Origin of the sequence: Vreelandella jeotgali Hwa (assembly GCF_000334215.1) — a bacterium.
Classification (GTDB): domain Bacteria; phylum Pseudomonadota; class Gammaproteobacteria; order Pseudomonadales; family Halomonadaceae; genus Vreelandella; species Vreelandella jeotgali.
In genome coordinates this window covers 72,401-98,403 of the sequence record NZ_AMQY01000011.1, presented here as the reverse complement: position 1 = coordinate 98,403, position 26,003 = coordinate 72,401, and the positions used below count along the sequence as shown (strand labels likewise).

Here is a 26,003-nt window from a genome sequence, read left to right as displayed (position 1 = left end):
CAGCGCCGTAAACCCCGACCCCATGCACGTAGCGCAAACGTATTCAAGAAAAGGCAACCATGGCGGCAAAACGCAAGCAGAAAAAAACGCTCTCTTTCAGCCACCACCTGGTGCTGAACCAGTGGCTGTTTTCGCTGTTCGGGCTGGATAGCCTGAGCGGCAACGTGGAGCATGACGGCAAGGAAATCCCCACGCTGGAAGCCTTCTGCGAGCGCTTTCAGCTCCACGGCGATACCGCCGGGCGCGACGCGGAAGGCCAGCATGCGCTGATGGCGAGCCTCTGCGCCAACCTGGCCGACGACGTTACCCTTTCAGAAGCCGAGCTGCTGGAATATGACCGGCGCATCAAAACCGTGACCGACAGCATCAACGATGGGCGCAAGGCCAACCAGCTGCCGGCTATAGAGTGGAAGTACTTCCAGTACCTGACGCTTTTGTTCACGGAAATTTATCTGGACTGGGTGTTCAACCGCCGCGAGCAGCTGGTAGACGCATTAAACGCACAGATACAGCGCTGGAACGCACGCTGGATTGATGAAGTGGGCCTAAAGTATCGGCCACTTGAGCTGCTGGACGCCGAAGACAACCTCTGGCCGCAGCTGAACACCGTGGCCTACTGGAGTGCCACCGGTTCGGGCAAGACGCTGATCATGCACGCCAACATTTTGCAGTTCCGCTACTACCTGGGGCGCTACGGCAAAAAGGGCGACATCAACAAGACCATTTTGCTCACACCCAACGAGGGCCTGACGCAACAGCACCTGACCGAGTTTGCGGCTTCCGGCATCAGCGCAACGGCGTTCTCGCCCAGGGCAGGCGAGCTGTTTGACGCCGACGTGCAGGTCATCGACATCAACAAGCTACGCGAGGAAGAAAAGGACAAAACCGTGGCCGTGGCGTCGTTTGGCCGCAACAACCTGCTGCTGGTGGATGAAGGCCACCGCGGCACCGCCAGCGGCGGGGGTGGCGTATGGTATCGCTACCGCCGCGCGCTGTGCGAGCACGGCTTTGCCTTTGAATATTCGGCGACGTTTGCCCAAAGCGCGATTTCCGATACGAAGAATAAAGACCTCGGCACCAGCCTGCGCCAGACCTACACCAAGGCGATTCTATTCGACTACTCCTATCGGCATTTTTACCGCGACGGCTACGGCAAGCAGTCGCAGGTGCTGAATCTGGATGACGCCAGCGAGCAGAGTCACTTTCTCTATCAGGTCGCATCGTTGCTGAGTTTTTATCAGCAGCTGCGCCTGTTCGCCGACCAGAAAACGCAGCTTGCACCTTTCAACCTGGAAAAACCGCTCTGGGTCTTTGTCACTTCCAAGGTCACCAGCGGCTTCAGCAAGGCCGAAGGCAACGATATGGCAGAAGTGCTGCAGTTTATCGATACCGTTATCAGCGACTCATCCAAAACCCGGGACGCCATCAGCACCCTGATCAACCAGGGCCTGGTGGGCAGAGGCGGTGTCGATACCCTGCACGACCGCTTTAACTACCTGAAAGAACAGGGCGACTCCGCCGCTGACCTCTACGACGATCTGCTGGAACGGGTGTTTCACTCCGGCGGCGGGCGCCTGTATATGGAAAACATCACCGGGGTGGATGGCGAGCTGGCCCTGCGCGCCGGCGCTACCAGCGAGCCCTTCGGCGTCATCAACGTAGGCGATGCCGGCAAGCTGAAAAACCTCTGCGAAGAGAAAGGCCTGCTGGTGCAGGATGCACGCTTTGCCCAGTCGCTGTTTCACGGCATCAATCAACCGGGCTCGCCGGTTAACCTGCTGCTGGGGGCAAAGAAGTTTACCGAGGGCTGGAGCAGCTGGCGCGTCTCCAACATGACGCTGTTGAACGTGGGCAGAAACGAAGGCGCCCAGATCATCCAGCTGTTTGGCCGTGGGGTGCGCCTGAAAGGCTGGCAAACCACGCTCAAGCGCTCGTCGGAGCTACAGACCAGGCTGAAAGACGCGGCTATCGAACGACCACAGCACATTGGCCTGCTCGAAACGTTGAATATTTTCGGTCTCAAGGCCGACTACATGGATACCTTCCGCCGCGAGCTGGCGGCCGAAGAAATTCCCGTCAACGACGGCCTGGAAGAGTTTACCCTGCCGCTTGAGCCCATGGCGCAGCTACCGCAGGACCTGAATGTTATCCGCCTCAAGCCTACCGTTGCCAACAAGGCAACTGGCGGTGCCGGCACGGCCTTCAAGGAGCTGGCCGAACAGGTGATGTTGCGAGCACCAGGCAACTTGCGCGCCAATGAAAAAAGCTATTTTTATAACCCGCCGCGCGTCAGCGCAGATTTTTACCCGCGCGTAGGGCAATTTGCCACCGAGGACAAAACGCGGCGCGTCGATGCGCAGCAACAAACGCTGGGCCCTGTACATATCGCCCTGCTGGATATCCGTCGGCTCTACTTCGAGCTTTTGGCGTTCAAGCGCGATAAACGCTGGGCCAACCTGGCTCTGACGCCGGAGGTCGTGGAGCAGCTGCTGGCCGATACCGACTGGTACACGCTGTATGCGCCGGATGCCGCCATGTCATTGGGCCAGCTGGAAAACATGGCGCTGTGGCACGACATGGCCATTGCGCTGCTACGCAAATACTGCGAAATGTTCTACAACCTGCGCCGCAAGCAGTGGGAAAGCGACAAGCTGGAATACCGGCCCATTACCGAAAACAGGAAATACCTGCCCGGCGTGAATGACGGTAAGACAGATGGCCGCTATACCGTCACGCTTGACCACCAGCGCCAGTATTCGCTGGTCAAACAGCTGAAAACCTTGCGCAAGACGTTAGAAAACCAAGCACCCGACAAGTGGGACGGCAAAACCCTGGGCGGGCTGGAGTTTATCTGGTGCGAACCTCACCTCTATCAGCCGCTGCTGGCCGGCGAAAAGCCGGATTTTCCGGTCTCTCCCGTAGCGCTTAACAGCGGCGAGGCAGCGTTCGCCTCGGATGTTCATAAGGCCGTCAGGGATGACTTTTTTGCCGGCTATGAAGTGTATCTGCTGCGCAACCAGACCGGACAGGGAGCGGTCGGCCTGTTTATCGACGGCGGTTTTTACCCGGACTTTATCCTTTGGCTGGTCAAGGACGGCAGACAAAAAGTGATTTTTGTCGACCCCAAGGGCCTGCGTAACCATAAGCTGCATGATCCCAAGGTCCAGTTTTATCGCACCATCAAGGAAACCGAGCGCCAGCTGAACCAGCAGCCCGGAGGACAACATATCGAACTGCATGCGTTTCTGATCTCACGAACGCCGGCTCAGCAGCTGCTTAGCGAATGGCCGGAATACGAAGGCCAAACGCTGGATCGAGATATACTGGAAAGCTGGAATATCCTGTTTCCCGACGATAGCCGGTCCTATCTGAAAACTTTGATGGCTAACGTAGAGACGAATGAGGTGTGATCGGCAGGCCGTGGGCCTGCTTCGCGCACTGAAGTGCGTTTACACCTGGCTTTTGGGGTGCTGCCTAAGCAAACCGGCAATCAGGATGAGTATAGCCAACCGGCTGAATCGCCCACAAAAAAGCGCCCGCAACCATGCGGGCGCTTTTGTAGGGTCAGGCGGATGAATTAACCCAATCGCTTAGCCCAGCCAAACACGGGCATTGCGGAACATGCGCAGCCAGGCGCCGTCGTCCTGCCATTCCTTCGGCTGCCAGGAGTTGGTAATGGCGCGGGTGACGCGCTCGGGGTGCGGCATCATCGCGGTCACGCGGCCGTCCGGCGTGGTCAGCCCGGTCACGCCGGAGGCGGAGCCGTTGGGGTTGGCCGGGTAGCGCGTGGTGACCTGGCCGTAGTGGTCGACGTAGCGCATGGCGATCTGGCCGCCGGTTTGCATCTGACGCAGGTGGGCATCGTCGCCGAACTGAGCGCGGCCTTCGCCGTGGGCCACGGCGATGGGCAGCAGCGAGCCCTCCATGCCCTGGAGCAGAACCGACGGCGTGTCCTCCACCCGTACCATGGCCACCCGGGCTTCAAACTGCTCGGACTCGTTGCGCACAAAGCCCGGCCAGCTTTCCGTGCCGGGAATCAGCGGCTTGAGCCGGGAAAGCATCTGGCAGCCGTTGCACACCCCGAGCGCAAAGCTGTCGTCGCGCTGGAAGAAGCCGGCAAACTGTTCCCGAGCGCGGGGGTTGAACAGGATCGACTTGGCCCAGCCGCCGCCGGCGCCCAGCACATCGCCGTAGGAGAAGCCGCCGCAGGCCGCCAGACCCTTGAACGCGTCGAGGGTGACGCGGCCTTCGAGAATGTCACTCATGTGCACGTCGATGGCGTCAAACCCGGCCTTGTCGAAGGCCCAGGCCATTTCCGTCTGGCCGTTGACGCCCTGCTCGCGCAGGATGGCCACCGCGGGTTTGGCGAGGTTGACGAACGGAGCGGTGATGTCCTCGTCGACGTCGAACGAGGGCGCCGCCGACAGCCCCGGATCGCGGGCGTCCAGCAGGCTATCGAACTCGCTTTTGGCACAGTCGGGGTTGTCGCGCAGCGCCTGCATGCGGTAGCTGGTTTCACTCCAGGTGCGCTGGGTGAGCTGGCGGGTGGTTTCCAGCAGCGGCTCTTCAAACAGCGTCACGCGGACCTGGTCGTCGTAGCGCGGGCGGGCGATGACGCCGCAGGTTTCGATCCCCGCCATGGCGAACTGCGCCAGCACTTCGGCGGTGTGTTCGCGGCTGACCTGAATCACCGCGCCCAGCTCTTCGGTAAACAGCGCTTCCACGGCATCCACCGGCTGGTCCACCAGCCAGTCGAGCTTGATTTCCAGCCCGGCGTGGGCGGCAAAGGCCATTTCCAGCAGGGTAACAATCAGCCCGCCGTCGCTGCGGTCGTGGTAGGCCAGCAGCTTGCCGTCGCGGTTGAGCCCCTGGATGACGTTGAAAAACGCCTTGATGTCTTCGGCGTCGTCGACACTGGGGCAGTCGTTGCCCAGCTGGCCGTAGACCTGCCCCAGCGCCGAGCCGCCGAGGCGGTTCTGGCCGTCGCCCAGGTCGACGAGAATCAGGTCGGATTCGCTCTGATCGAGGTCGATCTGCGGCGTCAGCGTGGCCTCTGCGTCGGTGACCGGGGCAAAGCCGGTCACGGCAAGCGACAGCGGCGAGGTGACGCTCTTCTCCCGGCTCTCACCGCTGTCGTCGGTTTCCTGCCAGGCGGTGCGCATGGACATGGAATCCTTGCCCACGGGAATCGCAATGCCCAGGTCCGGGCACAGCTCCATGCCCACGGCGTGAACGGCGTCGTAGAGCGCCTGGTTTTCGCCGGGGTGGTCGGCCGCGCTCATCCAGTTGGCCGACAGCTTGATGTCGGACAGCCGGGCAATCGGGGCGCTGGCCAGGTTGGTGATCGCTTCGCCCACGGCCATGCGGGCGCTGGCGGCCGGGTCGATGAGCGCGACCGGCGGGCGCTCGCCCATGGCCATGGCTTCGCCGGCCGTGGTATCGAAGCTTGCCGTGGTCACGGCGGCGTCGGCCACCGGCACCTGCCAGGGGCCGACCATCTGGTCCCGGGCGACCTGGCCGGTGATCGAGCGGTCGCCGATGGTAATCAAAAAGCTCTTGGAGGCTACCGCCGGCAGCCGCAGCACCCGGTCCAGCGCTTCGCGCAGGTCGAGGTTGTCGAGCATCATGCCGGACAGCGACGGCGTGTGGCGCTCGAAGGTGCGCTGCATTTTCGGCGCCTTGCCGAACAGCACGCTCATGGGCAGATCAATCGGCCGAGTATCGAAATGGCCGTCGTGCACCGCCAGGTGATGATCTTCCAGTGCCTCACCTACCACGGCGTAGGGGCAGCGCTCCCGGCGGCACAGTGCCTCGAAGGTATCGAGGTCTTCGGGCGCCACGGCGAGGACGTAGCGTTCCTGAGCCTCGTTGCACCAGATTTCCAGCGGGTTCATGCCCGGCTCGGCGCTGGGCACGTCGCGGAGCTCGAAGCGCCCGCCACGGCCGGCGTCCTTCACCAGCTCGGGCAGCGCGTTGGACAGCCCGCCGGCGCCCACGTCGTGAATAAAGCGCAGCGGGTTGTCATCCCCCAACGCCCAGCAGCGGTCGATCACTTCCTGGGCGCGGCGCTGAATTTCGGGGTTTTCGCGCTGCACCGAGGCAAAGTCCAGATCGGCGCTGGACAGCCCGGACGCCATGCTGGACGCGGCGCCGCCGCCCAGGCCGATGAGCATGGCCGGCCCGCCCATGACGATGAGCTTGCCGCCCACGGGAATCTCGCCCTTCTGTACGTGGTGAGCGCGGATGTTGCCATAGCCGCCGGCAAGCATGATGGGCTTGTGGTAGCCGCGACGTTCGATGCCGTCGTCGCTGAGCACGTCCTGCTCGTAGGTGCGGAAATAGCCGGTCAGGTTGGGCCGGCCGAACTCGTTGTTGAACGCCGCGCCGCCCACGGGGCCATCGAGCATGATCGAAAGCGCCGACTGGATGCGCTCGGGCTTGCCGTAGTCGAGGGTTTCCCAGGGCTGAACAAAGTCGGGGATGCGCAGGTTGGACACGCTGAAGCCCGCCAGCCCGGCGCGGGGTTTGCCGCCGATGCCGGTAGCGCCTTCATCGCGGATTTCGCCGCCGGCGCCGGTGGCCGAGCCGGGGAAAGGCGCAATCGCCGTGGGATGGTTGTGGGTTTCCACCTTCATCAGGATGTGGATGGGCTCCTGGTGGGCGCTGTAGCGGGCGCTTTCATCGGCCTGGCCGGTAAGCGGCGCGGGGAAGAAACGCCCGCCCTGGGAGCCCTTGATCACCGCGGCGTTATCGCTGTAGGCCGACAGCACGTTATCCGGCGAGCTGGCAAAGGTGTTCTTGATCATCTTGAACAGCGACTGAAACTGGTCCTGGCCGTCGATCACCCAGTCGGCGTTGAAGATCTTGTGCCGGCAGTGCTCGGAATTGGCCTGGGCGAACATCATCAGCTCGACGTCGGTAGGGTTGCGCTCCAGCTCCTCGAAGGCATCGGCCAGGTAGTCGACTTCGTCGTCGGCCAGCGCCAGGCCCAGCTCGCGGTTGGCTCGGGCCAGGGCGTCACGCCCCTCGCCCAGCACATCGATGCTGGCCAGCGGCGCGGGCTCGCGGCTGGCAAACAGCTTCGCCGCGTCGGAGGCGTCAAACAGCACGGTTTCCACCATGCGGTCGTGCAGCAGCGCCGTCAGCGCTTCAAACGCCGCCTCGTCGGGCGGGGTGTCAAAGCTGACGCGATAGTCGATCCCCCGCTCGATGCGCGCGACGCTTTCCAGCCCGCAGCTGTGGGCAATATCGGTGGCCTTGGACGACCAGGGCGACAGCGTCCCCAGGCGTGGCACCACCAGCAAACGCTGGGCGCCCTCCGGCACGGCGGCCGGCGGCTCGCTGCTCTGGCTGCCATCATCCAGCAGCTCGGCCAGCCGCTCGTGTTCTGCCGGCGACAGCGCCCCGGGCCGGCCGTCGGCGGGCACGTCAACAAAATGAACGTAGTGGGCCGTCAGGGCCTTGACGTTGCCGACACGTTCGCGCAGCGCCGCCAGCAGGCGTGCATGGCGAAAGTCGGAAAGGGCGGGAGCGCCTCGCAGTTCGAGCATATCCAGAAGCCTCTAGAGCAGGGAGATTCAAGCCGAAAACACCGGGCCGCAATACGGCAATGCCGGCCATGATACGGGAAAGCGCCGAACAGACGAAATCGGCAGGGTGACAGTCGGCCCGGGGCGACGTATCGTTGGGCCATGTTTTTGCCCCTGTTTTGCGCCATTTTCAGGGCCACGTTGATTCTCGGGCAGAGGCCATGAAGATGCCGCTACGCCGACATTTACCCGCCCGCGCCGGCAGCTTTTTTGCCTGCGTGGCCACGGCCCTGCTGGTGATGCTGCCCGCGTTCCCGCCGGTGCCGTCCGACGCGCGGCTCAACGCCATTCAGCAGCGCGGGTTTTTAACGGCGCATACCCGCACCTCCCCGACCATTTATTACCAGGGCCGGCGCGGCCCCACCGGCTTCGAGTACGAGCTGCTGCGACGCTTTAGCGACTATCTGGGCGTGAGCCTCAATCTCGAGGCCGACCACCACCTGGACAGCGTATTGCCCGCCGTGCGCGAGCGCGGCGACCTCGGCGCCGCCGGGCTGGTACTGACGCCGACGGCCGACGGCGTGAGTTTCACCCGGCCAATCATGGAAATGCAGCCGCTGGTGGTCTACCGCCGCGGGCTGAACGGCATCGAGGGGCCCGACGACCTCACCGACCTGACCATCGGCACCCTGCGCGGCACCCGCGGTACCGGCACGGCGGCCAGCCTGCGCGAGCTGCAAAAAACCTACCCGGAACTCAGCTGGAAGGAATCCGGCGAGCTGGAAGTCGCCGAGCTGCTGGCACAGGTGGAAAGCGGCGAGCTGGATGCTGCCGTGGTGTTCGAACACCAGTTTCGCGTCAACCGGCTGTTTTTCAAAAACGTCGAGCGCGGCTTTATGCTGGGCAAGCCCGGCTCGCTGGCCTGGGCGGTACCCGCCGGCAGCAGCCCCGGGCTGTTACGCCAGGCCAACCGTTTTCTCGACGGCCTGCAGCAAAGCGGTGAACTCGACCAGCTGATCGAGCGCTATTTCGGCCACGACGACTATCTGGAATACGTGGGCACCCGGACCTTTCTCGGCCACCTCGATTCGCGCCTGCCGCGCTATACCGCCGACTTTGAAAAAGCCGCGCGCAAGACCGGGCTTGACTGGCAGCTGCTGGCCGCCGTGGGCTATCAGGAATCCCACTGGGATCCCGATGCTGTGTCGCCCACCGGCGTGCGCGGCCTGATGATGCTGACCTCGGCAACGGCGCGGGAAGTCGGCATCGGCAACCGCCGCGACCCGGCGCAAAGCATCGACGGCGGCGCGCGCTATCTGCGCCAGCTGGAAAAGCGCCTGCCCGAGAGCATTACCGGCGATGACCGGCTGTACATGACCCTGGCGGCATATAACGTCGGCCTCGGGCACCTGTACGATGCCCGCGACATTGCCGAAATGCGCGACGGCGACCCGAACAGCTGGGCCGACGTGCGCGAAGCGCTGCCGCTGCTGCAGCAGCGCGAATGGTATAACCGCACGCGCCACGGCTACGCCCGGGGCGGCGAGCCGGTGATCTACGTGCGCAACATTCGCCGTTATTACGAAATGCTCCGCTACGTCGAACGCAGTCGCCAGCAGTTTTTTCAGCTGGAACAGAACGCCACCCGGAATGACACCCTGATGCCGTTCGAGCTGGTGCCACCGCTTAATCCCGGGGCGTAGCCTCCTCGGCCCGGGTCGCATCACGCCGGGCGGCAAAAAAGTGCTTGAGAAGCCGCCGGGAAACCGGCGCCAGCACGCCGGGCGTAACCGTTACCTGGTGATTGAACCACGGCTGCGCCAGGAGGTTGGCCCGGGACTCCACCATGCCAGTGCGCGGCTCGGGGGCGGCGTAGACCAGGCGCGCCAGACGCGCATTCACCGCCGCGCCCGCGCACATCATGCAGGGCTCCAGCGTAACGAAGAGGGTGCAGCCGTCGAGGCGATAGTTGCCCTGCGCGCGGCCCGCCGCGCGCAGCGCCTGAATCTCGGCGTGAGCGCAGGGGTCGTGCCCGGCCACCGGCGCGTTGTGCGCCGCCGCCAGGATCTCTCCCGACGCCGCCACTACCACCGCGCCCACCGGCACCTCGCCAGCCTCCGCACCCAGACGCGCCTGATCCAGGGCGCGGTGCATGTAGTATTCATCGCTGCGCATGCCATCCTCGTTGCGTTAAACTGCTTCAACAATCGTCGCATTACCAGGGAGTCCCTTAAACATGAACGACGCCCCCAGCCCCGGCAACCAGCTGGTATCACTGCTGGACCTCGAGCCACTGGAAGACACGCTGTTTCGCGGCCAGAGTCAGGATCTGGGCCTGCCGCAGCTATACGGCGGCCAGGTGCTGGGCCAGGCGCTGGCGGCCGCGACGCAAACCGTGCCCGATGACCGCCGTCCGCACTCCCAGCACGGCTACTTCCTGCGCCCGGGGGACCCCGGCCGCCCGGTCGTCTATCAGGTCGACAAGGTGCGCGATGGCCGCAGCTTCACCACCCGCCGGGTGACCGCGATTCAGAAGGGCCGGCCGATTTTTTTCTGCAGCGCTTCCTTTCAGGTGCCCGAAGACAGCCGGCTCAGCCACCAGCGGCCGATGCCCCGGGTCGAAACGCCCGAAGCGCTGCTGGAGCAGGAAGGCGTCACACCGTCGCGGTTCAAGACCTACCCCGGCGAGTTCCTCCATCTGCCCGGCAACCCGGATAACGGCCAGCCCGGCGGGCGCTGCATGTGGTTTCGCTTTCACGGCCCGCTGCCCGACACACCGGCGCTGCACCGCCATTTGCTGTCCTATGCGTCCGACTTCAACCTGCTGGGTACCAGCCTGACGCTGCACGGCGTGGCCTTTACCGACCCCGGCCTGCAGATCGCCAGCCTCGACCACACGCTCTGGCTGCACAGCGACGCCCGGGTGGATGACTGGCTGCTGTACGTGATTGATGTGCCCTGGTCCGGCAACGCCCGGGGTCTGGCACGCGGCCATATCTACCGGCGCGACGGTCAGCTGATCGCCTCCACCGCCCAGGAAGGCCTGACGCGCCTGCACGAAACCGACCGCCGCTGACGACGCAGACAAACGACAAACGCCGGCGCCCGCTCATGGCGGACGCCGGCGTCGCGTGCCGTTTCAATAACGAGCCGGGGCTTAATCGCCGTATACGTCGGCAATCGAGGTCAGCGGGTAGTGCGCCGGGAACGGCTTGCGCGCCACGCCGCTGTCCACGGCGGCCTGAGCCACCGCGGATGAAACGCGGTCGAGCAGGCGAATATCCACCGGCGTGGGGATGATGTAGTTGCGCCCGAAGGTCATCTCGTCGCGCTCGTAGGCGTCCAGCACGTCCTGGGGCACCGGCTCGCGGGCCAGGTCGGCGATGGCGTGAACCGCGGCGACCTTCATTTCCTCGTTGATCGCCGTGGCGCGCACGTCCAGCGCCCCTCGGAAGATAAACGGAAAGCCCAGGACGTTGTTGACCTGGTTGGGGTAGTCCGAGCGGCCCGTGGCCATGATCACATCCGGGCGCGCATCGCGGGCCTGGTGGGGATGGATTTCCGGGTCCGGGTTGGAGCAGGCAAAGACCACCGGGCTCTCGGCCATTTTATCCAGCTGCTCGCACGACAGCAGGTTGGGGCCGGACAGCCCCACGAAAACATCCGCGCCTTCAATCACGTCGTCCAGGGTGCGGCTGTCGGTGTCGTTGGCGAACTGCGCCTTGTATTCGTTGAGGTTGTCGCGCCCGGTGTGAATCACGCCCTTGCTGTCGAGCATGAAGATGTGTTCCCGACGCATGCCGCAGGCAATCAGCAGGTTCATGCAGGCAATCGCCGCCGAGCCGGCGCCCAGGCAGACCAGGCGCGCCTCTTCGATGTTCTTGCCGGCAATACTCAGCGCGTTGATCATGCCCGCCGCGGTGACAATCGCGGTCCCGTGCTGATCGTCGTGAAACACCGGAATGTTGCAGCGCTGCTTCAGCTCGCGCTCGACCTCAAAGCATTCCGGCGCCTTGATATCTTCCAGGTTGATGCCGCCCCAGGTATCGGCGATGTTGGCGACGGTGTTGATAAACGTCTCCGCGTCTTCGGTGTCGACTTCGATATCCACCGAATTGACGCCGGCAAAGCGCTTGAACAGCACGCCCTTGCCTTCCATGACCGGCTTGCTCGCCAGCGCGCCGCGGTTCCCCAGCCCCAGAATCGCCGTGCCGTTGGAGATCACCGCCACCAGATTGCCCTTGCCGGTATAGCGGTAGGCATTTTCCACGTCCTTGCCGATTTCACGCACCGGCTCTGCCACGCCCGGGCTATAGGCCAGCGCCAGATCGCGCGCCGTAGCGGTCGGCTTGGTTAGCTCTACCGACAGTTTGCCGGGGATCGGCTTGGCATGATAATCCAGAGCAGCCTGCTTGAATGCGTCCGTCATGGTCAGAGTCCAGTTTAGCGTTAAAAATGGAAAGTATTTCCATAATATAGAAAATAGCCGGGTGCCTCAAGCGCCCGCATCGCGCCGGAGCCGAGGCAACGGCGCGGTAAAGGATGCCTTGCCGACAGTCCGGTTTGGCACTTTGGCCCATGATCCATGGGCTTTATTCCCGGGTAGCGACCTTCTTCCCTGGTAGCAGGATGTACGCAGACAATTGTAGCCCCTCATGCGGCAACCACAATCAGCGCGCCCCGGCGTTCCGGATAACAAAAAAACCCACGCCGAAGCGTGGGCTTTTACAACAACGCAGCCGCCGGGCAGGCACCCGGCGAAGGGAGCGTTTAGCTGCGCTTCATCGCGGCACCGAAGCGCTTGTTGAAGCGCTCGACGCGGCCGCCGGTGGTCGCCTGCTTCTGCTTGCCGGTGTAGAACGGGTGGCAGTTGGAGCAGACGTCCAGAGAGAAGTCATGGCCGGAGGTGGAGCCGACGGCAAAGCTTTCGCCGCAGGAGCAAGTGGCCGTGACCGTGTTGTAATTCGGGTGGATACCTTGTTTCATCTTGAGCCTCACAGAGTTGTATGCCGCCACCTGATCAGCGGCCAGGCACCGCATACGGGTTGAAAAACGTGCTAACCGGTTAGCCGTTGACGCCACGCAACGGGGTTACAGGGTGGCGCAAAGCAGCCGCGTATACTAGCAAACCTGACGCCGGAGGCCAATTGCCGCCCCACGAATTTTCATCGCCCGTTCTGCGGGTTGCCCTGCCCTCGCCGCTGCGCCGGCTGTTCGACTACCTGCCCGCCGGCGAGCCCCCGGCCTGCGGCTGGCAGCCAGGGCTGCGCGTTGAGGTGCCGTTTGGCCACCGCGATGTGGTGGGCGTGGTAGCCGAGCTGGCGGAACACAGCGAGCTGCCCCGGCACAAGCTGCGCACCGTCGGCCGAGCGCTGGATAACGCCCCGCTGCCCGCCGACTGGCTGTGGCTGTGCCGCTTTGCCGCGCGCTACTACCAGCATAGCCTGGGCGATACCCTGCACCACGCTCTGCCGGCGCGGCTGCGTCAGGGGTACCCCGTGGCGGGGCGCACGCGCACCCTCTGGCGCCAACACCCCGACGCCCCGGCCGAACCCGATTTTGCCCGCGCCCGGCGCCAGGCCGAGCTCTGGGCGCTGCTGGGCCAACACCCGCACGGGCTGACGACCCGAGCGATTACCGCCCACGGCCTGACTCACGACGTGCTCAACCGCCTGCTGCGCAAGGGGTTGATCGAACGTCGCGAGGTGGAAACCGCGGCGCCTGGACACGACAGCGGCTCGCTGCTGGCGACGCCGGCGCTGCCGCTCAACCAGGAACAGTCCACCGTGCTCGCCGCGCTGCACGAGCGGCTGTCCGACTTTCACCCCTGCCTGGTGGAAGGCGTCACCGGCAGCGGCAAAACCGAGGTCTACCTGCAGCTGATCGAGGCGGTTATCGCCCGGGGCCGACAGGCGCTGGTGCTGGTGCCCGAAATCGGCCTCACGCCCCAGACGCTGGCCCGCTTCGAGAAACGCTTCAGCGTGCCGGTACTGGCGTTGCACTCGGGCCTTGCCGACGCCGAACGCCTAGATGTCTGGGAGGCGGCCGCCAGCGGCCGGGCGCGGGTTATCATCGGCACCCGCTCGGCGATTTTCACGCCGCTGGCCGACCCCGGCGCGATTATTGTGGACGAGGAGCACGACGGCTCGTACAAACAGCAGGACCGGCTGCGCTACCACGCCCGGGACCTGGCCGTGGCGCGGGCGCACTATCACGGCATCCCCGTGGTGCTGGGCAGCGCAACGCCGTCGCTGGAAAGCCTCGATCGGGCGCTCGACGGCCGCTATCGCCATCTGCATTTAACCCAGCGTGCCAGCCGCCACCCGCCGGCCCGACTCGAGCTGGTCGACCTGCGCCATCAGCGCCGCCAGGGCGGGCTGCTGCCCGGCACCATCAGGACAATAAACGCCACCCTGGAAGCCGGCAAACAGGTGCTGGTGTTTATCAACCGCCGGGGCTTTGCGCCGACGCTGACCTGCCACGCCTGCGGCTGGCTGGCCGAATGCGAGCAGTGCGACGCGCGCATGACGCTGCACCGCGCCCCGCCGCTTTTGGCCTGCCACCACTGCGACAGCCGCCGGGGCCTGCCCGACGCCTGCCCCGAGTGCGCCAGCGGCGATTTGCGCGCGCTGGGCAGCGGCACCGAGCGCAGCGAGGAAACCCTGCAGACGCTGTTTCCCGATACCGTCATCCATCGCATCGACCGCGACAGTACCCGGCGCAAGGACAGCTTTGCCCGGGCGCTGAAGGAAATTCGGCGCGGCGAGCCCTGCCTGCTGGTGGGCACCCAGATGCTCGCCAAGGGCCACCACCTGCCCCACGTCACCCTGGTCGTAGTGGTCAACGCCGACGGCGGGCTTTACTCGGCGGATTTTCGCGCCATGGAGCACAATGCCCAGCTGCTGGAACAGGTGGCCGGGCGTGCCGGCCGCGCCGCCGACCCCGGCCGGGTGCTGGTGCAGACCCAGCACCCCGACGACCCTCACCTGATCCGCCTGGCCGACCAGGGGTACGGCGCGCTGGCGCGCGAGCTGCTCGAAGAGCGCCGTCTTGCCGGGCTGCCGCCCTGCGGCTTCATGGCGCTACTGCGGGTGGAAAGCCCCCACGCTGACACCGCCGGCGCGCTGGCCCGCGACGCGGCCGGTGCGCTGAACCACTGGCTGGCACAGAACGCGACCCGGGCGCGCTGCCTGGGCCCGGTGCCGGCGCCCATGGAGCGGCGTCAGAACCGCTATCACCTCCACGTCATGCTCAGCGCCGACCGGCGCAGCCAGCTGCACGCTGCGGCGAGTTTTATCACCCAGTGGCTCGAGGGCAGCGCCGACGCGCGCCGGGTACGCTGGTCGCTGGACATCGACCCGCAAAGTCTGGCCTGAAAGACCGGCCTGAACGATGCTTTGAAACTTGCCGCCAAAGGCTGATAATGAGCGCCTTGCAAGGGCGCCGCTGACCCGCCTCCCGATCCAGCGCTGACGCACGCCGCCACCGACGTTTTCCGGATACCCAGGTCAACTACCTCTCCCTGAAGGGAGAGGCTTGTGAAAGCAGGCCCGGTTGACCAGGGAAAGCGGTCGCCAGTCCGCTACGTTGGTAACAGGTCGCCAGGACTCACCCACGGATGCTTCCTCAGTCCGTGGCTCTGAAAGGTCGGGATCATGCTGGCGCAAGGTAAAACGCTGAAGGTCCCGACCGCTGCCGCCAGGCAGGAGCCGGTTATCGACATTCCCGAGGGGAGACAGGGCGAAAGCCCTGCGACACAAGGCCCGTAAGGGCATTAACACGGGAGAAAATCGCATGGCGGTTTTCGTGTTGGACAAACGCAAGCAGCCGTTGATGCCGTGCAGCGAAAAGCGCGCCCGATTGCTGCTGGAACGCGGTCGCGCCGTGGTGCATAAACGCTATCCGTTCACGATCCGGCTCAGGGATCGGGTGGGCGGCGACACGCAGGCGCTTCGTCTGGGCATTGATCCCGGCAGCAAGGCCACGGGGCTGGCGCTGATGCGTGAATCGGACGGTCAGCAGCGCCATGTGCTGTGTCTGTTCGAGCTTTTGCACCGCGGCTTTCAGATCAAGAAGGCGCTGGAACAGCGCGCCGCGTTTCGGCGTCGCCGCCGTTCGGCCAATCTGCGCTACCGGGCGCCACGCTTTGATAATCGCACTCGGCCCGAAGGTTGGCTGCCCCCTTCATTGCAACATCGGGTCGATACCGTCACGGCCTGGGTGGAACGGCTGCGCAGGCTTGCACCAATCACCGCACTGGACCAGGAACTGGTGCGCTTTGATACGCAAAAGCTCGACAACCCGGAGGTCAGCGACATCGAGTACCAGCAAGGCACGCTGCTCGGGTACGAGGTGCGCGAGTACCTGCTGGAGAAATGGGGCCGGGAATGTGCCTACTGCGGCGCCACCGAGACGCCGCTGGAAATCGAGCATGTCGAGCCACGCAGCCGGGGCGGTTCCAACCGCGTCAGCAACTTGTCATTAGCCTGCCATGCCTGCAATCAGGAAAAGGATCGGCAATCGCTGACTGACTTCTTCGCTACCAGCAAACGTCTCAAAAAGCGCCTCAAAGCCAATGGTCTGTCGGCGAACGTGCAGCTTGAGCGCGTACAGCGCCAGCTCAAGCAGCCGCTACGCGATGCCAGCGCGGTCAATGCGACCCGCTGGGCGCTGTTTGACGCCCTCAAGGCCACCGGCTTGCCGGTCACGGTCGGCACGGGTGGACGTACAAAATACAACCGCCAGCGGCTCGGCATTCCCAAAACTCACGCCCTGGATGCCGCCTGCGTTGGCGCGATGGAGGCGCTGCACGACTGGCCGGTGCCAACGCTGATGATCAAGGCCACCGGACGCGGGAGCTATCAGCGCACTCGGCTGACCCGGCACGGTTTTCCGCGTGGCTACCTGATGCGGCAAAAACAGGTACACGGTTTTCAGACCGGCGATAGGGTCAAGGCCATCGTCCCCGCCGGCAGGAAAGCCGGCACGCATATCGGTCGTGTGGCCGTGCGCAAAACCGGCCGCTTCAACATCCAGACGCCACAGGGGGCAGTACAGGGCATTTCGCACAAGCATTGCACCCTGATTCAACGCGGTGATGGCTACGGCTACCACCTCACACCATCCATCAACCACTAATCCATTAACCACCAAGGGAGGAGCGGGACAGGCGATGGCGTAACCCGGGTCGCCCTGCGGGCGACGCGCTATCCCTCCCGGCACGGAAAGTACCGGGTATCCCGCGCAAATACTGATGAAAGACACACTCAGCTCACTACTCGAAAGCGCCATTGGCGCGCTCAAGCACCAGGGCGTGCTGCCCGACGACCTTCAGCCCGCCATCAGGGTCGACGCCACCCGGGACAAGGCCCACGGCGACTACGCCAGCAACCTGGCGCTGGCGCTGGCCAAACCCGCCGGCATGAAGCCCCGGGAGCTGGCCGAGGCGATCGTCCAGGCGCTGCCCGAAAGCGATGCGGTGCAGAAAACCGAGATTGCCGGCCCCGGCTTTATCAACTTTTTTGCCGCCACCGATGCCGCCGCGCAAATCGTCGCCCGGGTGCTGGATGCCGGCGATACCTTCGGCCGCAGCCTGATCGGCCAGGGCGAAAAGGTGCAGGTGGAGTTTGTCTCCGCCAACCCCACCGGCCCGCTGCACGTGGGCCACGGCCGCGGTGCGGCGATTGGCGACTGCCTCTGCCGGCTGCTCGAGGCTACCGGCTTCGACGTCACCCGGGAGTTCTACTACAACGACGCCGGGGTACAGATCCACAACCTGGCGCTTTCGGTACAGGCGCGGGCCAAACACCTCACCCCGGACGACGCCGACTGGCCGGCGGACGGCTATCGCGGCGACTATATTGCCCGCGTGGCCGACGACTACCTGGCCGGCCATACCGTGGTCGCCGACGATCGTGAAGTCACCGCCGGCGGCGACCCGGACGACCTGGACGCCATTCGTGACTTTGCCGTGGCCTGGCTGCGCCGGGAGCAGGACCTGGACCTCAAGGCCTTCGGCGTGGCGTTCGACGTCTACTTCCTGGAATCCTCGCTATACGACAGCGGCAAGGTCGACGCCACGGTCAAAACGCTGGTGGACAACGGCCACACCTTCGACGAAGACGGCGCCACCTGGCTGCGTACCACGAGCTTCGGCGACGACAAGGATCGCGTGATGCGCAAGCGCGACGGCAGTTTTACCTACTTTCTGCCCGATGTCGCCTACCACCTGGACAAGTGGCAGCGCGGCTTTACCACGGTCATCAACGAGCAGGGTGCCGATCACCACTCCACCATTACCCGGGTCCGCGCCGGGCTCCAGGCGCTGGAGACGGGCATCCCCGAGGGCTTTCCCGACTATGTGCTGCACCAGATGGTGATGGTCACCCGCTCGGGCGTGGAGGTAAAACTCTCCAAGCGCGCCGGCAGCTACGTCACCGTGCGCGACCTGATCGACGAGGTGGGCCGCGATGCCACGCGGTTTTTCCTCGCCGCCCGGCGTTCCGATTCCCAGCTGACTTTTGATATCGACCTGGCCCGCTCGCAGTCCAACGACAACCCGGTGTACTACGTCCAGTACGCCCACGCCCGGGTATGCAGCATGCTGCGCCGCGCCGAAGACGCCGGCCAGCCGTTTGACCATTCACTGGCGCTGTCGCAGCTGGCCCTGCTCGACAACGACCAGGAAAAAACCGTGCTCAACCGCCTCGCGCGCTACCCGGAAGTCGTGGAAAACGCGACGAAAAACCGCGAGCCCCAGCAAGTCGCGCAGTACCTGCTGGACCTCGCCGGGGATTTCCACAGCTGTTACAACGCCGTCAAGGTCATGGTCGACGACGACGCCACCCGCAATGCGCGCCTGGCGCTGGGGCTTGCGGCTCGCCAGACGCTGCGCAACGGCCTTGATCTGATGGGCGTCAGCGCACCGGAGGAGATGTAACTCATGGCCAGGCAACGCAAAAAGTCCACGCGCCGAGGAGCCACCAGCCAGCGCAAAAAACCCGCAGCGAAAAACGCCGGCGCCGGCGGCTTTCGCCTGCCGGGCTGGCTTTGGGCGTTGCTGGGCATGGTCGCGGGCTTCTTTCTCGCCCAACACCAGAACGGCACCGCGCCCTGGCAGGATACCCGGCCGCCTCAAACCGACGTGGCCCCGGCCGATAGCGATGCGAACAGCACGGAAGCCGGAAGAAGCGCTGAAAACAGCAGTGGAAACAATGCCGGAAACGGCAGCGAGAAAAGCAGCGGACAGGACAACGACGACGGCATGCCGACGTTCGAGTTCTACACCCTGCTGCCCGAAAGCGAGGTTATCGCTCCCGGCGGCGCAGTGCCGTCCGACGTCGACGCGCCGGAACCGCCGGCCGACTCCGGCCGCGATGATGCCGCCGATGATGATCCCATTGCCCGAGTTATCGCGGCCAAAAGTCACTCCGAGGACGACACCTCGAGCAGTGAGTCCAGGGCGCCCACCGAACCCGGCCGCTACATGCTGCAGGCGGCGTCGTTTCGCGAGCCGTCCGACGCCCAAAAGCTGCGCTCCAGACTGCAAAACCTCAGCCTGCTGGCCAACATCAGCGAAGTGGAGGCCAACGGCGTGACCTGGCATCGCGTCCAGGTCGGCCCCTACGAAGACACCAACGAGCTCACCCGCGCCCAGGACCTGATGGCCACCCAGGGCATCGAGCCCCTGCTGATTCAGCTGCAGGACTGACGGCGACCCTTCCCGACTGCGGCGGGCGAACGGTTGATTTTTCCCCTCTCGCCCGCATTACGTTCCCATGCGCTTCGTGCCTGATGTTGTAGATACCGGGTTTCATCCGCCCGATTTTATATGCCAGGTGCCGCGTAACGGCATCCACAGTCACCGGGAGCTCGCCTCCCGCAAGGAGACCTCTCCATGACCACTATCGTATCCGTGCGGCGCGGTGACCAGGTCGCCCTGGCCGGCGACGGCCAGGTATCGCTGGGCAACACCGTGATGAAGGGCAACGCCAGCAAGGTCCGCCGCCTCTACCGCAACCGGGTGCTGGCGGGCTTTGCCGGCGGCACCGCCGATGCCTTCACGCTGTTCGAGCGCTTTGAATCCCAGCTGGAAAAATACCAGGGGCACCTGACCAAGGCCGCCGTGGAGCTGGCCAAGGACTGGCGCACCGAGCGCGCCCTGCGCCGCCTGGAAGCGCTGCTGGTGGTCGCCGACCACACTACCTCGCTGATCATTACCGGCAACGGTGACGTGGTGGAACCCGAACACGGCGTTATCGCCGTGGGCTCCGGCGGCAACTACGCCGAAGCCAGCGCCCGGGCGCTGCTGGAAAATACCGACCTGTCCGCGCGCGAGATCACCGAGAAGTCCCTGTCCATCGCCGGTGACATCTGCGTGTTCACCAACCATCACGTCACTATGGAAGAGCTCTAAGCCATGACTCAGATGACACCCCGCGAGATCGTCCATGCCCTGGACCAGTTCATCATCGGCCAGAAAGACGCCAAACGCTCCGTGGCGGTGGCGCTGCGCAACCGCTGGCGCCGCACCCAGCTCGACGACGAGCTGCGCCCGGAAGTTACGCCCAAGAACATCCTCATGATTGGCCCCACCGGCGTGGGCAAGACCGAGATCGCCCGCCGCCTGGCGAGGCTCGCCCGGGCGCCGTTCATCAAGGTCGAGGCGACCAAGTTCACCGAAGTGGGCTACGTGGGGCGCGACGTGGAGTCGATCATCCGCGATCTGATGGAATCGTCGATCAAGATGGTCCGCGAGCACGCAAAGGAAGAAGTCGGCAGCCGCGCCGAAGACGCCGCCGAAGACCGCATACTCGACGCCCTGCTGCCGCCGCCCCGGGGCCAGGAAGACAAACCCCGCGAGGACAACGGCACGCGCCAGACCTTCCGCAAGAAGCTGCGCGAAGGCGAGCTCGACGACAAGGAAATCGACATCGAGATGTCCGCTCAGGGGCAGAACGTCGACATCATGACGCCGCCGGGCATGGAGGAAATGACCAGCCAGCTGCAGAACATGTTCTCCAACATGGGCCAGCAAAAAAGCGAAACCCGCCGAGTCTCGGTCAAGGACGCCTTCGGCCTGCTGCGCGACGAGGAAGCCGGCAAGCTGGTCAACGAGGAAGATATCAAAACCCGCGCCGTGGAAGCCGTCGAAGAGCACGGCATCGTATTTCTCGATGAGCTGGACAAGGTTGCCAAGGGCAGCGGTCAGTCCAGCGGCGGGGATGTCTCCCGCGAGGGCGTGCAGCGCGACCTGCTGCCGCTGATCGAAGGGTCCAGCGTTTCCACCAAGCACGGCATGGTCAAGACCGACCATATCCTGTTTATTGCCTCGGGCGCCTTCCACCTGTCGCGGCCGTCGGACCTGATTCCCGAGCTACAGGGTCGCCTGCCCATTCGTGTCGAGCTGGACGCCCTGACCCCGGACGATTTCAAGCGCATCCTCACCGAGCCGTCGGCGTCGCTAACCGCGCAATACAAGGCGCTGCTGGCCACCGAGGGGCTCGACGTCGACTTCACCCAGGACGGCATCGATCGCATCGCGCAGATCTCCTGGCAGGTCAACGAGGGCACCGAAAATATCGGCGCGCGCCGGCTGCATACGGTTATGGAGCGCCTGCTGGAAGAGGCCTCGTTCAAGGGCGGCGACATGGACGGCCCGCTGACCATCGATGCCGACTACGTCAACGCCCAGCTGGGCGAACTCGCCGTTGACGAAGACCTGTCGCGCTATATTCTCTAGGGTAGCCACCTGCCCCGCTGCGGCGTTCCCCGGCGGGGCAGGCCCCCGGTTTTCACCCGGCCCGGTGTTGGCAGGGCTCGCGTATCGGCAGAGGCTGTATCACCGCCTCCCTGCTGCGACCGCTGACCGGCCAACCGGGCCCTGATCAGAAAAGAGGCATCATCATGGGCGCTCCCGTTCCGTCCCGCGTTCACTACCATAAAAAGGCTCGCCAGCTGGAGCTGGGTTACCCCGGCGGCGAGACCTACCGCGTCGCCATCGAACTGCTGCGCGTTTTCTCGCCGTCCGCCGAGGTCCGTGGCCACAGCGATTCGGAAGCGGTTCTCCAGGTGGGCAAGAAGGACGTCGGCCTCAGGGACATCACCCAAACGGGCAACTATGCCCTCAAGCTGCATTTCGACGACGGCCACGAAACCGGACTCTACACCTGGGAATACCTTTACGACCTGGCCAGCCGCCAGGACGCCTGGTGGGACGACTACCTGACCCGGATGCACGAAGCCGGCGCGTCGCGCACGCCGCTGGGCATCGAGATCAAGTCGGTCTAGCGCCAACTTCCCGCCCGGGACGCAGACAAGACCGGGCGGACAAGGCTACAATGGCGCCATTCTCTACTTGCGGCGGCCTGCCCCGGCAGGCCGCCTTACCGTCTCGACTTCCGGAGCCAACTCCATGAGCCCCACGGAACCGCGCCACGATGACGCCGACCCCGCCCCGGGCGGCGGCGAATCGACCATTGATTTTGGCTACCAGGACGTGCCGCGCCACGAGAAAGCCTCGAAGGTCGCCGACGTCTTCCATTCGGTTGCCGGCCGCTACGATGTCATGAACGACCTGATGTCCATGGGCATTCACCGCCTGTGGAAGCGCCTGACCCTGGAGCGCTCGGGCGTGCGCCCCGGCCACCGGGTGCTGGATATCGCCGGCGGCACCGGCGATCTGACGCTGAAATTCTCGCGCATGGTCGGTCCCCGCGGCCAGGTAGTGCTCGCCGATATCAACGCCTCGATGCTGAGCGTGGGCCGCGACAAGCTCATCGACAACGGCGTGGGCGGCAACGTCGACTACGTTCAGGCCAATGCCGAGGCGCTGCCGTTTCCCGATAATCACTTCGACTGCATCACCATTGCCTTCGGCCTGCGCAACGTCACCGACAAGGATGCCGCGCTGCGCTCCATGCAGCGGGTGCTGAAACCCGGCGGACGGCTGCTGATTCTGGAGTTTTCCCAACCGCAGTACGAGCTGTTGAGCAAGGCCTACGACGAATACTCGTTCCGCGTGCTGCCGCGCATGGGCCAGCTGGTAGCGGGCGATGCCAACAGCTACCGCTACCTTGCCGAATCCATCCGCATGCACCCGGACCAGGAAACGCTCAAGGGCATGATGGAAACCGCCGGCCTGGAGCGGGTGGAATACACCAACCTCACCGGCGGCATCGTGGCCCTGCATCGCGGGGTCAAGCTATGACCCTTCAAGCCATGAACCATCAGGCCATGAACCACCGGGCCATGAACCACCCCGGCACGCTATCCCCTGACGCGCTCGGCTTGTCGGCGAGGTGGGCATGACGACCAGGCCCACCATGATGCTCGCCGGGCTGGAGCGCGTGATCAACGGGCTGCTGGCGCGCGATCCTGCCGCCCCGGCGCGCCTTGAAGCGCTGGCCGGGCGCCGCCTGCAGGTCTGCCTGGAACAGCCGTATCTGTCGCTGGTACTGCATTTTCATCGCGCCGGCGTGGACCTGCTGCGCGCTGACGATACCGCAGACGATGCCGGCCTCTCGGCGGACGCGGTGGTCGAGCTGACACCGGAAACGCTCTCGCAGTGGATCGGCGGCGAAAGCCTCGAACGGCTGATGTTCTCGGGTCAACTATCGGTGCGCGGCCACACCTGGCTGCTGGAAGCCACCCGGGAGCTTTTGACCGATCTCGACATCGACTGGGAAAGCGAGCTCGCCGCCTGGCTTGGCGACATGCCGGCCCACTCGCTCGCCGAAGGGCTGCGGCGAATGGCGCGCTTCGGCCTGCGCGCCAGAGACGAGCTGCTGACCGACGTAAGCGACTATGTATTTGAAGAAGCCCGGCTGCTGCCCGGCCGTCGGCAGCGAGACATCCTGCGCGACCACCTGACCGAGCTGGAAGTCGCCACCGACCGGCTGGAAGCGCGCTTTGCCCGGCTTCACCGACAGCTGGCCCGGGACGGAGAAACCGGATGAGCCTGAGGCTTGTGCGCATTGGCTGGGTCATCGCCCGCCACCGGCTGGATACCCTGGTGCCCGTCGAGCGCCTGCCCTGGTGGATGCGCAGCCTGATGTGGCTGTCGCCGCTGCGGCTGTTCCCGCTCGGCTCGCGCAGCCGCGGCGAGCGACTGCGGCTGGCCCTGGAAGCGCTGGGGCCGATTTTTGTCAAATTCGGCCAGATGCTCTCGACGCGGCGCGACCTGCTGCCCGAGGACATTGCCAACGAGCTCAAGCGCCTCCAGGACCAGGTGCCGCCATTTCCCGGCGATGCCGCGGCGGCTCGGGTCGAGGACCAGCTGGAAACCACCCTCGATGCCGCCTTTGCGTACTTCGAGCGCGAACCGCTGGCCTCGGCCTCCATCGCCCAGGTGCACGCCGCTCGGCTGCACAGCGGCGAGGACGTGGTGGTCAAGATCATCCGCCCCGGCATCAGCCGTGTCATGCGTCAGGACATGGGGCTGATGTATCAGGTCGCCCGGCTACTGGCGATGGTGCCCGAAGCCCGACGACTGCGCCCGGTGGAAGTCATCCGCGACTACGAAGCCACGCTGTTCGACGAGCTCGACCTGTACAAGGAAGCCGCCAACACCTCGCAGCTCAAGCGCAACTTCAAGGACTCGCCGCTGATGTTCGTGCCCGCGATTTACTGGGCCTACACGCGCCGGCGCGTCATGGTACAGGAGCGCATCCGCGGCGTTCCGGTAGCGGATACCGATACCCTGCTGGCCCGGGGCACCAACCTCAAGACACTCGCGGAACGCGGCGTGGAGATCTTTTTTACCCAGGTATTCCGCGACAACTTTTTCCACGCCGACATGCACCCGGGCAACATCTTCGTCAACTGCCACAACGGCACCAGCCCGCAGTATATCGCCATCGACTGCGGCATCGTCGGCAGCCTCACCCGGGAAGATCAGGACTACCTGGCGCGCAATCTGCTGGCGTTTTTCCGTCAGGACTACTACGAAGTCGCGGCGCTGCATATCGAATCCGGCTGGGTGGGGGAAAATACCCGCGCCAACGAGTTTGCCGCCGCTATCCGTACCGTGTGCGAGCCGATTCTGGAAAAACCGCTCAAGGATATCTCTTTCGGCCAGGTACTGCTGGGGCTGTTTCAGACCGCCCGGCGCTTCAACATGGAAGTCCAGCCGCAGCTGGTGCTGCTGCAGAAAACCCTGCTCAACATCGAGGGGCTGGGCCGCCAGCTGTACCCCGAGCTGGACCTCTGGAGTACCGCCAAGCCGTTTCTCGAACGCTGGATGAAAGAGCGCGCCGGCGCGCGCGGCCTCTGGGACTCGTTCAAGCGCCAGGCGCCGGCATTATCCACCCAGCTGCCGGAATTGCCGGTGCTCGCCCACCAGGCGCTCTACCGCCTGGACGACGGCCAGCGCCAGCAACGGCGACAAATTGACGCCGTCAGCGACATGCGCCGGCAAATGCATCGCCAGAGCAAGCGCCAGCATCGCCTGCGCCTGGGGCTGATTCTGGTGGGTATTGCGCTGGCCTGGCAGCCACTTTCCAGCTGGGCCTCGGGGCAGGACTGGCCCGCGCTGGCCGCCGCGGCCATCGGCCTGCTGCTGCTGGCCTGGTAGCTGCTGGCCTGGTTGCTGCCCCGAACTGGTTGACCGGCTTCGCAAACCGGTGTTTTTGACCGCTACTGCTGAACGCTTTTTCAGGCCGGTTTTATCAACCGATTCGCTCACCACCCACGGATACCGACGGACACATCATCATGGCGACAACCCCCGCTCAGCCCTCGTCCCCCGCTACCGATACCGTGCTGGATGCCCTGGCCGAGGTACTGGAAACCCGCCGCCACGCCAGTGCCGACGACTCCTACGTCGCCGCCCTGCACCACAAGGGGCTCAACAAGGTGCTGGAAAAAGTCGGCGAGGAAGCCACCGAGACACTGCTCGCGGCCAAGGATGCCGAACAGGGAGGCGCCGCCGAGCGTCAGGCGCTTGTCGCTGAAACGGCGGATCTGTGGTTTCATAGTCTGGTAATGCTTTCGCACCTGGGCCTGGATCATGGCCCAGTGCTTGAAGAGCTGGCACGTCGGTTCGGCGTCTCGGGCCATGCGGAAAAAGCCGCCCGCCCGCACGACTGAGCGGCATCGCGCCGGTAATCAACATCATCGGTCAGTCAGTACCGGTATCAAGGACCGGTATTCAACACCGATAACGTCATTTTGCACGCACGGAAACCAACGAGGGAAAGCCTATGTTAGGTGGTATCAGTATCTGGCAGCTGCTGATTGTTCTGGGGATTATCATCCTGATTTTCGGCACCAAGAAACTGCGCAACGTGGGCACCGACCTGGGCGGCGCGGTCAAGGGCTTCAAGAGCGCCATGCACGAAGAGGAAAAGGACAACGGCGACGACGACAGCGCCCAGCCCCAGGGCAAGGTGCGCCACGATGACGACGAGACCGGCAACACCTACGACGTCGAGGCCCGGGAAAAGACCTCGGACAACGGCGACGAGCGCCCGTAAG

The 26,003-nt window shown here is 64.6% G+C and carries 19 protein-coding genes; 15 read left to right on the top strand and 4 right to left on the bottom strand.

What is annotated here, in order from left to right:
- Nucleotides 1-59 precede the first annotated feature (59 nt).
- Complete coding sequence (locus C793_RS0103765) at nt 60-3,410, top strand: DEAD/DEAH box helicase family protein (RefSeq protein WP_017429622.1); 3,351 nt, start codon at nt 60-62, stop codon at nt 3,408-3,410.
- Between the two features lie 180 nt (nt 3,411-3,590).
- Here C793_RS0103765 and purL read toward each other — a convergent pair whose 3' ends face one another.
- Nucleotides 3,591-7,550 carry a phosphoribosylformylglycinamidine synthase gene (gene purL, locus C793_RS0103760; protein ID WP_017429621.1) on the bottom strand — a complete coding sequence of 1,320 codons (3,960 nt, stop codon included), beginning with the start codon at nt 7,548-7,550 and terminating at the stop codon, nt 3,591-3,593.
- Nucleotides 7,551-7,750: 200 nt separating this feature from the next.
- On the opposite strand from purL, the gene mltF reads away from it, so the two are divergent.
- Complete coding sequence (gene mltF, locus C793_RS0103755; protein WP_017429620.1) at nt 7,751-9,232, top strand: membrane-bound lytic murein transglycosylase MltF; 1,482 nt, start codon at nt 7,751-7,753, stop codon at nt 9,230-9,232.
- Here mltF and tadA read toward each other — a convergent pair.
- Entirely contained in the window at nt 9,216-9,704 is a 489-nt protein-coding gene (gene tadA / locus C793_RS0103750; RefSeq protein WP_017429619.1) for a tRNA adenosine(34) deaminase TadA, read from the bottom strand. The genes mltF and tadA overlap by 17 nt on opposite strands.
- A 61-nt stretch (nt 9,705-9,765) precedes the next feature.
- On the opposite strand from tadA, the gene C793_RS0103745 reads away from it, so the two are divergent.
- The gene (locus C793_RS0103745) at nt 9,766-10,605 is read left to right on the top strand and encodes an acyl-CoA thioesterase (protein WP_017429618.1); all 840 of its coding nucleotides are present in this window, start codon (nt 9,766-9,768) and stop codon (nt 10,603-10,605) included.
- Nucleotides 10,606-10,686: 81 nt separating this feature from the next.
- Here the strand turns inward: C793_RS0103745 and C793_RS0103740 are convergent, their stop codons facing one another.
- Both C793_RS0103740 and rpmE read right to left on the bottom strand, forming a co-directional pair.
- Complete coding sequence (locus C793_RS0103740) at nt 10,687-11,958, bottom strand: malic enzyme-like NAD(P)-binding protein (protein ID WP_017429617.1); 1,272 nt, start codon at nt 11,956-11,958, stop codon at nt 10,687-10,689.
- A gap of 341 nt (nt 11,959-12,299) precedes the next feature.
- On the bottom strand, nt 12,300-12,515 hold the full coding sequence (gene rpmE / locus C793_RS0103735; RefSeq protein ID WP_017429616.1) for a 50S ribosomal protein L31: 216 nt from the start codon (nt 12,513-12,515) through the stop codon (nt 12,300-12,302).
- A 161-nt stretch (nt 12,516-12,676) separates the two neighbouring features.
- Here rpmE and C793_RS0103730 point away from each other — a divergent pair, with 161 nt between their 5' ends.
- From C793_RS0103730 to tatA, 12 genes are all read left to right on the top strand, one after another.
- A complete protein-coding gene (locus C793_RS0103730) occupies nt 12,677-14,905 on the top strand; it encodes a primosomal protein N' (RefSeq protein ID WP_017429615.1) in 2,229 nt (742 codons plus the stop codon).
- A gap of 418 nt (nt 14,906-15,323) precedes the next feature.
- A complete protein-coding gene (gene iscB / locus C793_RS0103720) occupies nt 15,324-16,667 on the top strand; it encodes an RNA-guided endonuclease IscB (RefSeq protein WP_017429613.1) in 1,344 nt (447 codons plus the stop codon).
- A gap of 115 nt (nt 16,668-16,782) precedes the next feature.
- Nucleotides 16,783-18,468, top strand: a complete 1,686-nt coding sequence (gene argS / locus C793_RS0103715) for an arginine--tRNA ligase (protein WP_017429612.1) — start codon at nt 16,783-16,785, stop codon at nt 18,466-18,468.
- Between the two features lie 3 nt (nt 18,469-18,471).
- Complete coding sequence (locus C793_RS0103710) at nt 18,472-19,239, top strand: SPOR domain-containing protein (RefSeq protein WP_017429611.1); 768 nt, start codon at nt 18,472-18,474, stop codon at nt 19,237-19,239.
- A gap of 186 nt (nt 19,240-19,425) precedes the next feature.
- Nucleotides 19,426-19,944, top strand: a complete 519-nt coding sequence (gene hslV / locus C793_RS0103705) for an ATP-dependent protease subunit HslV (RefSeq protein ID WP_017429610.1) — start codon at nt 19,426-19,428, stop codon at nt 19,942-19,944.
- Between the two features lie 3 nt (nt 19,945-19,947).
- Nucleotides 19,948-21,270, top strand: coding sequence for an ATP-dependent protease ATPase subunit HslU (hslU, locus tag C793_RS0103700; RefSeq protein ID WP_017429609.1), 1,323 nt, complete (start codon nt 19,948-19,950; stop codon nt 21,268-21,270).
- Between the two features lie 164 nt (nt 21,271-21,434).
- Nucleotides 21,435-21,818: a gamma-butyrobetaine hydroxylase family protein gene (locus tag C793_RS0103695; protein ID WP_017429608.1), complete on the top strand. Its 384-nt coding sequence runs from the start codon at nt 21,435-21,437 to the stop codon at nt 21,816-21,818.
- A 124-nt stretch (nt 21,819-21,942) separates the two neighbouring features.
- The gene (gene ubiE, locus C793_RS0103690) at nt 21,943-22,737 is read left to right on the top strand and encodes a bifunctional demethylmenaquinone methyltransferase/2-methoxy-6-polyprenyl-1,4-benzoquinol methylase UbiE (protein WP_017429607.1); all 795 of its coding nucleotides are present in this window, start codon (nt 21,943-21,945) and stop codon (nt 22,735-22,737) included.
- A gap of 97 nt (nt 22,738-22,834) precedes the next feature.
- Nucleotides 22,835-23,485, top strand: a complete 651-nt coding sequence (locus C793_RS0103685) for a ubiquinone biosynthesis accessory factor UbiJ (RefSeq protein WP_017429606.1) — start codon at nt 22,835-22,837, stop codon at nt 23,483-23,485.
- Nucleotides 23,482-25,101, top strand: a complete 1,620-nt coding sequence (gene ubiB / locus C793_RS0103680; RefSeq protein ID WP_017429605.1) for a ubiquinone biosynthesis regulatory protein kinase UbiB — start codon at nt 23,482-23,484, stop codon at nt 25,099-25,101. Before C793_RS0103685 ends, ubiB begins: the two co-directional genes overlap by 4 nt.
- Before the next feature lie 140 nt (nt 25,102-25,241).
- Complete coding sequence (locus tag C793_RS0103675; protein WP_017429604.1) at nt 25,242-25,616, top strand: phosphoribosyl-ATP diphosphatase; 375 nt, start codon at nt 25,242-25,244, stop codon at nt 25,614-25,616.
- 113 nt (nt 25,617-25,729) lie between these two features.
- Entirely contained in the window at nt 25,730-26,002 is a 273-nt protein-coding gene (gene tatA, locus C793_RS0103670; RefSeq protein ID WP_017429603.1) for a Sec-independent protein translocase subunit TatA, read from the top strand.
- The last annotated feature ends 1 nt before the right edge of the window (nt 26,003 follow it).

Bases quoted from the DNA above. Each gene is read 5' to 3' on its own strand.
- hslU (WP_017429609.1), top strand. From the start codon at position 19,948: ATGACTCAGATGACACCCCGCGAGATCGTCCATGCCCTGGACCAGTTC.
- mltF (WP_017429620.1), top strand. From the start codon at position 7,751: ATGAAGATGCCGCTACGCCGACATTTACCCGCCCGCGCCGGCAGCTTT.
- argS (WP_017429612.1), top strand. From the start codon at position 16,783: ATGAAAGACACACTCAGCTCACTACTCGAAAGCGCCATTGGCGCGCTC.
- C793_RS0103740 (WP_017429617.1), bottom strand. From the start codon at position 11,958: ATGACGGACGCATTCAAGCAGGCTGCTCTGGATTATCATGCCAAGCCG.
- tatA (WP_017429603.1), top strand. From the start codon at position 25,730: ATGTTAGGTGGTATCAGTATCTGGCAGCTGCTGATTGTTCTGGGGATT.
- ubiE (WP_017429607.1), top strand. From the start codon at position 21,943: ATGAGCCCCACGGAACCGCGCCACGATGACGCCGACCCCGCCCCGGGC.
- purL (WP_017429621.1), bottom strand. From the start codon at position 7,550: ATGCTCGAACTGCGAGGCGCTCCCGCCCTTTCCGACTTTCGCCATGCA.
- C793_RS0103685 (WP_017429606.1), top strand. From the start codon at position 22,835: ATGACGACCAGGCCCACCATGATGCTCGCCGGGCTGGAGCGCGTGATC.
- C793_RS0103710 (WP_017429611.1), top strand. From the start codon at position 18,472: ATGGCCAGGCAACGCAAAAAGTCCACGCGCCGAGGAGCCACCAGCCAG.
- rpmE (WP_017429616.1), bottom strand. From the start codon at position 12,515: ATGAAACAAGGTATCCACCCGAATTACAACACGGTCACGGCCACTTGC.
- iscB (WP_017429613.1), top strand. From the start codon at position 15,324: ATGGCGGTTTTCGTGTTGGACAAACGCAAGCAGCCGTTGATGCCGTGC.
- hslV (WP_017429610.1), top strand. From the start codon at position 19,426: ATGACCACTATCGTATCCGTGCGGCGCGGTGACCAGGTCGCCCTGGCC.
- tadA (WP_017429619.1), bottom strand. From the start codon at position 9,704: ATGCGCAGCGATGAATACTACATGCACCGCGCCCTGGATCAGGCGCGT.
- C793_RS0103765 (WP_017429622.1), top strand. From the start codon at position 60: ATGGCGGCAAAACGCAAGCAGAAAAAAACGCTCTCTTTCAGCCACCAC.
- C793_RS0103675 (WP_017429604.1), top strand. From the start codon at position 25,242: ATGGCGACAACCCCCGCTCAGCCCTCGTCCCCCGCTACCGATACCGTG.
- ubiB (WP_017429605.1), top strand. From the start codon at position 23,482: ATGAGCCTGAGGCTTGTGCGCATTGGCTGGGTCATCGCCCGCCACCGG.
- C793_RS0103745 (WP_017429618.1), top strand. From the start codon at position 9,766: ATGAACGACGCCCCCAGCCCCGGCAACCAGCTGGTATCACTGCTGGAC.
- C793_RS0103695 (WP_017429608.1), top strand. From the start codon at position 21,435: ATGGGCGCTCCCGTTCCGTCCCGCGTTCACTACCATAAAAAGGCTCGC.